This is a genomic window from Shinella sp. 838 (assembly GCF_029623935.1).
GTDB lineage: Bacteria > Pseudomonadota > Alphaproteobacteria > Rhizobiales > Rhizobiaceae > Shinella.
This window is the reverse complement of the sequence record NZ_JARSBQ010000040.1, coordinates 1-6,615: the sequence shown is the minus strand read 5'-3', so window position 1 is coordinate 6,615 and position 6,615 is coordinate 1. Positions and strand designations below refer to the sequence as shown.

The following is a 6,615-nucleotide window of genomic DNA, read 5'->3' as shown; positions in this document are numbered from 1 at the left end:
CCTTCCATCACGATGGATTAACTCCGGCGACTGGCAAAACTTGCCTGCGGTGTCGCGCAGCCAGCAAAAGCCTGCCTCTCGTCGCCAAAACGTCCGGTGCTATGCATTAAGGCGGCTAGCACGCTTTCTAAGCCAAATAAATATTATGATTGCAAAAGTCAACATTAACCGGGCGGCATCCTGGCCCGGCAATTTGCTCTTCGATTACCCTGGAAAGAGAAGTCGCCCCAGGGTTCGATAGACTGGCTTGCGCAGCGACTGGAAGAACTCGACCGGGCCGGCGTCGAATTTGCGCTGAGCGGTCGGAGAGCTGAAACGACCGATGAAAAACCGTACGACAGGGATCAGGGGACGGCGCAGGCGGCTAATCTTCTTGGGTTTCTTCACCGGTACGGGCCGTATCACGCTGGCGCGGGCGGCCAGGTAGCTTCGCTTGCCGAAGGGAGCGAGCTGCCGCAGGCGGCCGAGAGCGATCTCGTGCTCCTTCCAGCGCAGCGTCGTGATCATGATATCCTTGTAGCCGTGGCTCTTGCGGCTTTCGAACTCGACGATGTGGTCGGTTGCGATGAACTCGGAATATTTGCGCAGGGTGAACCAGGCGGCGATCTTTTGGACAAGGGCGTCATCCGGCGCACGCACGGCACCCGCTTTGAAACGGGCGACCCCTTCCTCTGCAGACGTTGCGTGAAAGCCTGCGCCTGAAAGGCTGTAAAAGGCATTTCCCAGCGTCATTGTGGGTTTGCCGTGCAGCAGCGACAGAAGCCCGACGCCGGAATTGTAGCACAGCACGACGTCGGCATGGTCGATGAGGAAGTGGATGTTGTCGGCGCGATCGGCGATGACGACGTTTTCGGTGCGCGGAAGGGCGTCCAGCTTCGAAAGCGGGTGCGGCTTGATGACGAACGTCATGTCAGGATTGCTCTCGACAAGGCGCGGCAGGCTGGCAGCAAAATCGTGGTAGCTTTGCTCTCCCTTGAGGAACTGGGTGACGGCCATGTCGTCGTCGAGCTGGAGCGGGATCAGGCAGACCGGTTTTTCGGGCTTTTTCGCCCCCTCATATTTTTCGGCGGTGGCAGCGTAACCGTCCATCGCTTCCAGCGTCATCGATCCTTCGCGCAGGCGCTCGATATAGGTCTGTGCAGCGGCAAGTTCAGCCGGGGAGAACGCGTCGCGATCGAACGCCGCCTGGGAGTAGGATGGGGCGGCATAGGAGACGTCCTCGGCATAGTAGACGGTGTTCGGCAAAGCCCCGCGTTCGATGACCACCACTTCCCTGCCCAGCTGCCGCGCGAGCGTGACAGCGCCTGAAAAGAGGCTGTGGCTCTTCATGTAGGGGTTGAAGATGGCAATGCCGTCGAGCGTGCCGTCCGTCAATCCGCTCGTCAGTGCGGCGATATCCTCGTCCGCCTCACCGAAAACGGGGACAAGCTCGAAACCGGCAAGGCGCAGTGGAAGGAAATAACCCCAGTGATGGCGGTTCTTGCAGATGCAGGCGAGTTTCCTTGCGCGGGGCAGGAAGTCCACCTCCAGCAGCCGCTCGTCCTTGCCGACATAGACCTCGGTCGCTTCTGAAAAGCGGCTGCGCTTCCAGTCGTTGTTCTTGTACCAGTCGGATCCCTTGTCCTTCGGGTGCCAGAGGTGGAAGGTCTTCAGCCCCAGGGATTCGGCCGGCAAGGCAAGCGCCTCGAACAACTGGCGAAACCCGCTATAGGTTCTTTGGTGGAAGAAGGAGGCTTTGCCTGGTCCGAAACGATCTTCGGTCGGCTCCGATGGCATGGGAAGGTGCTTGGCATGCTGGCCGTAGCGCAGCAGGAACTCGAAATCCTCCGATCCATGTCCCCGAAAACTGGAATCGTAGCCACCGAGATAGGAAAACAGCTTGGAGCCGATCAGGAAGACATTGCTGTAGGGGGCAACGAATTGTCCCTCCTTCGGCTCGAAGTTCTCGAAATAACTGTAGAAGGACAGTTTCTTCAGGTAGTCCGATCGTGCATCGAGATCGGCAAGCGCGAAGAAGCCATCGGTCTTCGGCTCGGAAAGATGAAAGGCGGGAATGTTGAGGACGAGGTCGAAGAGACGGGTGGCGTCGATGGTGTTGATGATGTCGACAAGCCTGCCGAAATGGTCCCTCTCACTGAAAAAGTCGGGATCGGCAAAATAGATGAAGGGCGTATCGGCCGCCGCAAAGCCGGCATTCCGTGCCGTCGAAAGGGAGAAGACGCCGGTGTCGTCGACATGGACATAGGTGTATCCCTTGTCTTCGCAAACCGCCTGGATCCGGGCAGCGTGGGGCGCGGGTGAGCCGAAATCGACGATGACGATTTTGGGAGCGGGCGCATAGTATTCCCCCATCAGCGCGATGCGATCGATCACCCAGGGGTTCGCATCATGCCAGCGCACGCAAAGCACCATGGAAATGTCTGAGGTACCGATGGGATTGCGCGGATCGGGATGCACGCCTTGCACTTTCTGCGGGGAGATGGTCGGAGCCGGTGAGAAAACTGGCAGTTCCATGCACTTCATTCCGTGTTCATTTAAAGGCCGCGCATCTTGGGATGCGCCGCACTTACCATAAGCCCCGGCTTTCTGGAAACCGGCTCGTGTGGAACCGTGCTCAAGTCGTCATAATGTTCTGATGCTGAGGGGGCGATTGACCGCTGGCCGAACCCGATCACTCTTATGGCACGCTGTTCTTGCACTTGTCCCGTGATCGCAAGATCGTTCACAGAGGCCTGCTCGCGTCGAAGGCTAGCCGTCCTTCACGAAAATGAGCCGGCAAAGATATGGATCTTCGCCGAGATGGGGCGAGAAACCGGTCCCCTCCGACCGCTCGACGACTTGGAAGCCGAGTTCCGTCATCTGCCGTTCAATCGCTTCCGGCCGTATGAAGCGGCGCCCGTCCAGCTTTCTGTTCTTCTTCAGGGGTTCGTCCTGATCGGTTCGGAATTCAAAGGCGACGGTGTCCCCCGCTTGCAGTTCACGTGCGGCGCATTCGAGAAACTGGTCCTGTTGTATGCGCGTGATCGCATGGAGCAGGAACCGGGCGTAGAGCGTGAGCCCTCCTTTGTTCCGGGGTGGCCTTGCCGCACGCAGGAGGCTTTCGAGCGTTTCGGGATGCGTTATGTCTCCGTGCACAAAGGACAGGATCGGCCGCCGGCGGAAGAGATTTAGCAGAAAATGGAGAGCGCCTTTTGGCGGTGGCGGCACACGGACCGTGGCCGCCTCGATTGCGACACTGCAATTGTCGATTCCGATCACGGTCGGCCTTATCGCCGCCAGGGAGAAGCTGTCCCGACCGTCTCCGCATCCGATATCGACGACATTGCGCCGCAAGTAGCCTGAGCGGGAAACGAACCCTTCAAAGGATGAGGGGGGAAGAGCCTTGGGGTTGTGGCAATAATAATCCGTCCAGTAGATCTTCCAGCGATGATAAGGCCTAGCATAGCCCTGCGGAAACTTCTCCGTCCTGTCGAGGTTCCAGTTGTGGCCGGGATTGGGGGTCTTCCAGTGAGGGCCGTAGATATACTCGACAAGCGCTTCCGTATCGGCAACGGCCGCGACCTTGCGGCTGGCGAGATCGATATCGACATGGCCCCGGAAGTCGCTTTTCATGAAGGGCTTTACACCACAGACTCCAAAGGGCAGCAGGAGCTTTCCGGTCTCGTCAAAATAGGTATGGAAGATGTCGATTGTAACATTGGTTTTCGGATCGGTCACCCAGATGCAGGATAGTTTGCATGCGACGCGATAGCCATGGCGTGACAGGGCTTCTGCGATCTCGACGACTTCCGCCACCACCTTGTCCGGATCCGTATGGTTCGAGATGTAGCCCGCGTCGAAATCGTGGTCGTGCCCGATGAAGTTGCTGTTGCGATAGGCCCCAAGCAGCGTGCCGTACAGGACAAAAAGTTTCAGGCCTTTCGTTGCCAGAATGGCGGACATACCGTCGAACAGCGCGAACATGTTGTTCTGCCAGACTGTATCGACAGTTTTCGAAAGCTGCAGTTTGCCTTTCTCGTTGAAGACGTGGCCGGCTTCCAGCTTCTGCTTGAGATCCTCGAGAGTGAACTTCGGAACGCCCGCAAAATCAGGCGTCGGTAGGTCCACGAAAACATCGCTTGCCCGGATCTGTAGCCGGGCCTGACTGCCGATATAGGACCAGATGGAGGAAAGGTTGAAGCGGAACTTCTGCCCGCCCTGGTCCGGTGCGGGTATGCCCCAATTGCCGGCAAGCGGGATGCCGTCGGCCAACAGCTGCAGTTTTACCGGACGCTCTCCAGCCTCCCGGAGGAGGCCGGAGATGATGGCCGGGCCGAAATCCAGTATGTCGATCTGCACGGCTCGGCTCCTGCTGGAGCATTTCCAGCCGAACCGATATCGGTCCGGCGCCGGAGAATGCGGTAGAAACGAAAATTCAGAACAATTTTGCTGATGAGGTCTGTCTAAGTCCTGCGCATCAACACCCGGGCGATATGCGCGTCGTCGTTGCGATACTTCGCGTAGCCGAAGCCTTCCGTGAAATAGACCGGGGAGAAACCGAATTTCGCAGCGCGGGACAGGAAGTCGAGCGGCGGAATGAACCGGCGGTAATGGCTGTCGGTGACTTTCGTCTGCTGAGCGTCCCGGTCGGTTCTGAACTCGATCGCCAAGAGGTCGAGATTGGTGAGGTTCGCTGCCGTCTTGAGGAAGGCCAGCTCGGCTTCTTCCGGGATCGCATGCAGGAAGAAGCGGGCGTAAACGACGATCCGTCCCGTGGTTGCTGCTGAAATCTTCGCCGACAGTTCCGGGTCATCGACACTGCAGCACAGGAAGGATGCCCGATCGACGCCCCGTTCCTCTGCTGTGCGCTGGCAGAGCGAGACGGCGGCCGAGGAGGCATCAACGCCGAGAACGTTGAAACCGGCATTTGCGAAAAAGAGGCTGTCCCGCCCGCTTCCGCAGCCAATGTCGACGACGGTCGAGTCTGCCGCAACTTCCAATGCGACGAAGGCTGCGAACTGCGATGGAATATTGGGAACCGGAGATGTCCGTGCGCCGTAGTATCGGTTCCAGTATTCCGCTGTGGTTTCGGTCATAAATCGTTTCCCAGAAGGTTCTTGCCTATTGAAAAGGTGCAGTCGGCAGGTTTGATCAGAGGGTCATTCGAACCTCTCTTCTCCAGCATTTTACGGCTGAGTGGAAGCACCTTTGTCACAGAACTGTAACAGAAAATCGATAGGACGGCGGCCCGCCTGCGAGGCGTTGCCGAGCGAGTTCATGCGTGCAAGGTCATGTGGGCGGCTTGCTAAAAGAGGTGACGCTGCCGCCCTGCCCCGCTATATCGCGCGGCGTTGACTGGTTCGTTCTTGGAAGTGGTGGGGATCAAGTGCTTTATCTTTTGGCGGGCAACGGGGCACCCAATTTTGGCGACGAGCTACTCGTCCAGTACTGGCTGAGGTTCTACCGGGAGCTTGGCTATGACGGACCGATCACCGTGGATGGCAAGGGCGCATCGGCGACGGCTGCGCTGTTGCGCAACTTTGCAAATGTAGATTACGTCAAGACCATTCCGCGGCATGCCGACGGGGTGCAGGGCTCCTATGCGGGTTTCTACGAGCAGGGCGTGGAATATGCCCGTGCCAACCTTGCCAAATTCAAAGGCGTTCGCGGCTTCCATTTCCTCGGAGGCGGATATGCCTGCGCCAACTGGAAGAACGCGACGCGGTTGTTGGGTGCCGTCGTGGAGATCGGCCGCTGTCTGTCCGTTCCGGTTGTCGCGACCGGTCTGGGTATTGCCCCTTTCAAGAAGGTCTACCCTGTCGGCGCTGCGGCCTGGCGGAACATCGTCGAGGGATGCCAGATCTTCGAATGCCGGGACACAGCAAGTGTCGAGGCTCTGCAATCCATCATCGGGGACTCCCCTTCCCTGACGGAGGGATTCGATGACGCATTCCTCTATCCCGTCCAGACCACCCGGCATTCAGGGCGGTGGCTGCATCTTTCCGGCTTTAGTGCAAAGTCCGTGCTCGGGCCGACGGGCGAGGAAGGGCCGAAACTGTTCGACCAGTTCGACAAGGTCGTGTTTTGGGCCTGCTCGAACGGAGACGTAGAACTGTACCAGGCGGTGGCCACGCAGTTCCCGCAGGTCGAGATGCTGGACAATGACCGTCTTTTGAACACGGGTCTGCCACTGGAGGCCGATGACTTCATGCTGACGGGGCGGTTCCATCCCCATCTCCAGGCGGCACGGGTCGGCTTAACGGGCTATTATACCGCGCAGTCCGACTTCTATCGCATGAAGCACGGTTTGGTGACGGAACTCGGTTCGAACTTCCGTCGATTGCGGGGCAGCCTTGAAATCTTCACGATGCCGGAGTGTGAAATCCGGCATCGGGACAAGGACCGCGTGGAGCAGAAAAGAAAGGTTGCTATGCGGGTGGCAAACCTGATCGGGCTTGTATAGTCCGTAGGGGGCATAGCAGCCTTCCCTATAGGTAATCTGTGCGGCCGGTGTGATCTAACCCGAATAATTCACGAGGGGTTGGCGGATATGGTTCAAACCGTTGAAATGACGTAGGATTTGGTTGCTTACGCCGATCCGTGCCGTTTCCGGAGACCACACCCGCCATGAATGAT

General features: G+C 58.4%; 4 protein-coding genes. 1 reads left to right on the top strand and 3 read right to left on the bottom strand.

The genetic code is table 11. From position 1 onward, the window contains the following. Window positions 1-204: 204 nt before the first annotated feature. The 3 genes from P9A16_RS35180 to P9A16_RS35170 all read right to left on the bottom strand — a co-directional run bounded on the left by P9A16_RS35180 (window position 205) and on the right by P9A16_RS35170 (window position 5,075). Window positions 205-2,514 (bottom strand): capsular polysaccharide export protein, LipB/KpsS family, encoded by a 2,310-nt coding sequence (locus tag P9A16_RS35180; protein ID WP_278026550.1) that lies wholly within the window; start codon window positions 2,512-2,514, stop codon window positions 205-207. Between the two features lie 234 nt (window positions 2,515-2,748). Continuing rightward, window positions 2,749-4,338, bottom strand: coding sequence for a class I SAM-dependent methyltransferase (locus tag P9A16_RS35175; protein WP_278026549.1), 1,590 nt, complete (start codon window positions 4,336-4,338; stop codon window positions 2,749-2,751). 104 nt (window positions 4,339-4,442) lie between these two features. Next, window positions 4,443-5,075 carry a class I SAM-dependent methyltransferase gene (locus P9A16_RS35170; RefSeq protein ID WP_050746927.1) on the bottom strand — a complete coding sequence of 211 codons (633 nt, stop codon included), beginning with the start codon at window positions 5,073-5,075 and terminating at the stop codon, window positions 4,443-4,445. A gap of 185 nt (window positions 5,076-5,260) precedes the next feature. On the opposite strand from P9A16_RS35170, the gene P9A16_RS35165 reads away from it, so the two are divergent. Further along, window positions 5,261-6,442 carry a hypothetical protein gene (locus P9A16_RS35165; protein ID WP_156334205.1) on the top strand — a complete coding sequence of 394 codons (1,182 nt, stop codon included), beginning with the start codon at window positions 5,261-5,263 and terminating at the stop codon, window positions 6,440-6,442. Window positions 6,443-6,615 lie beyond the last annotated feature (173 nt).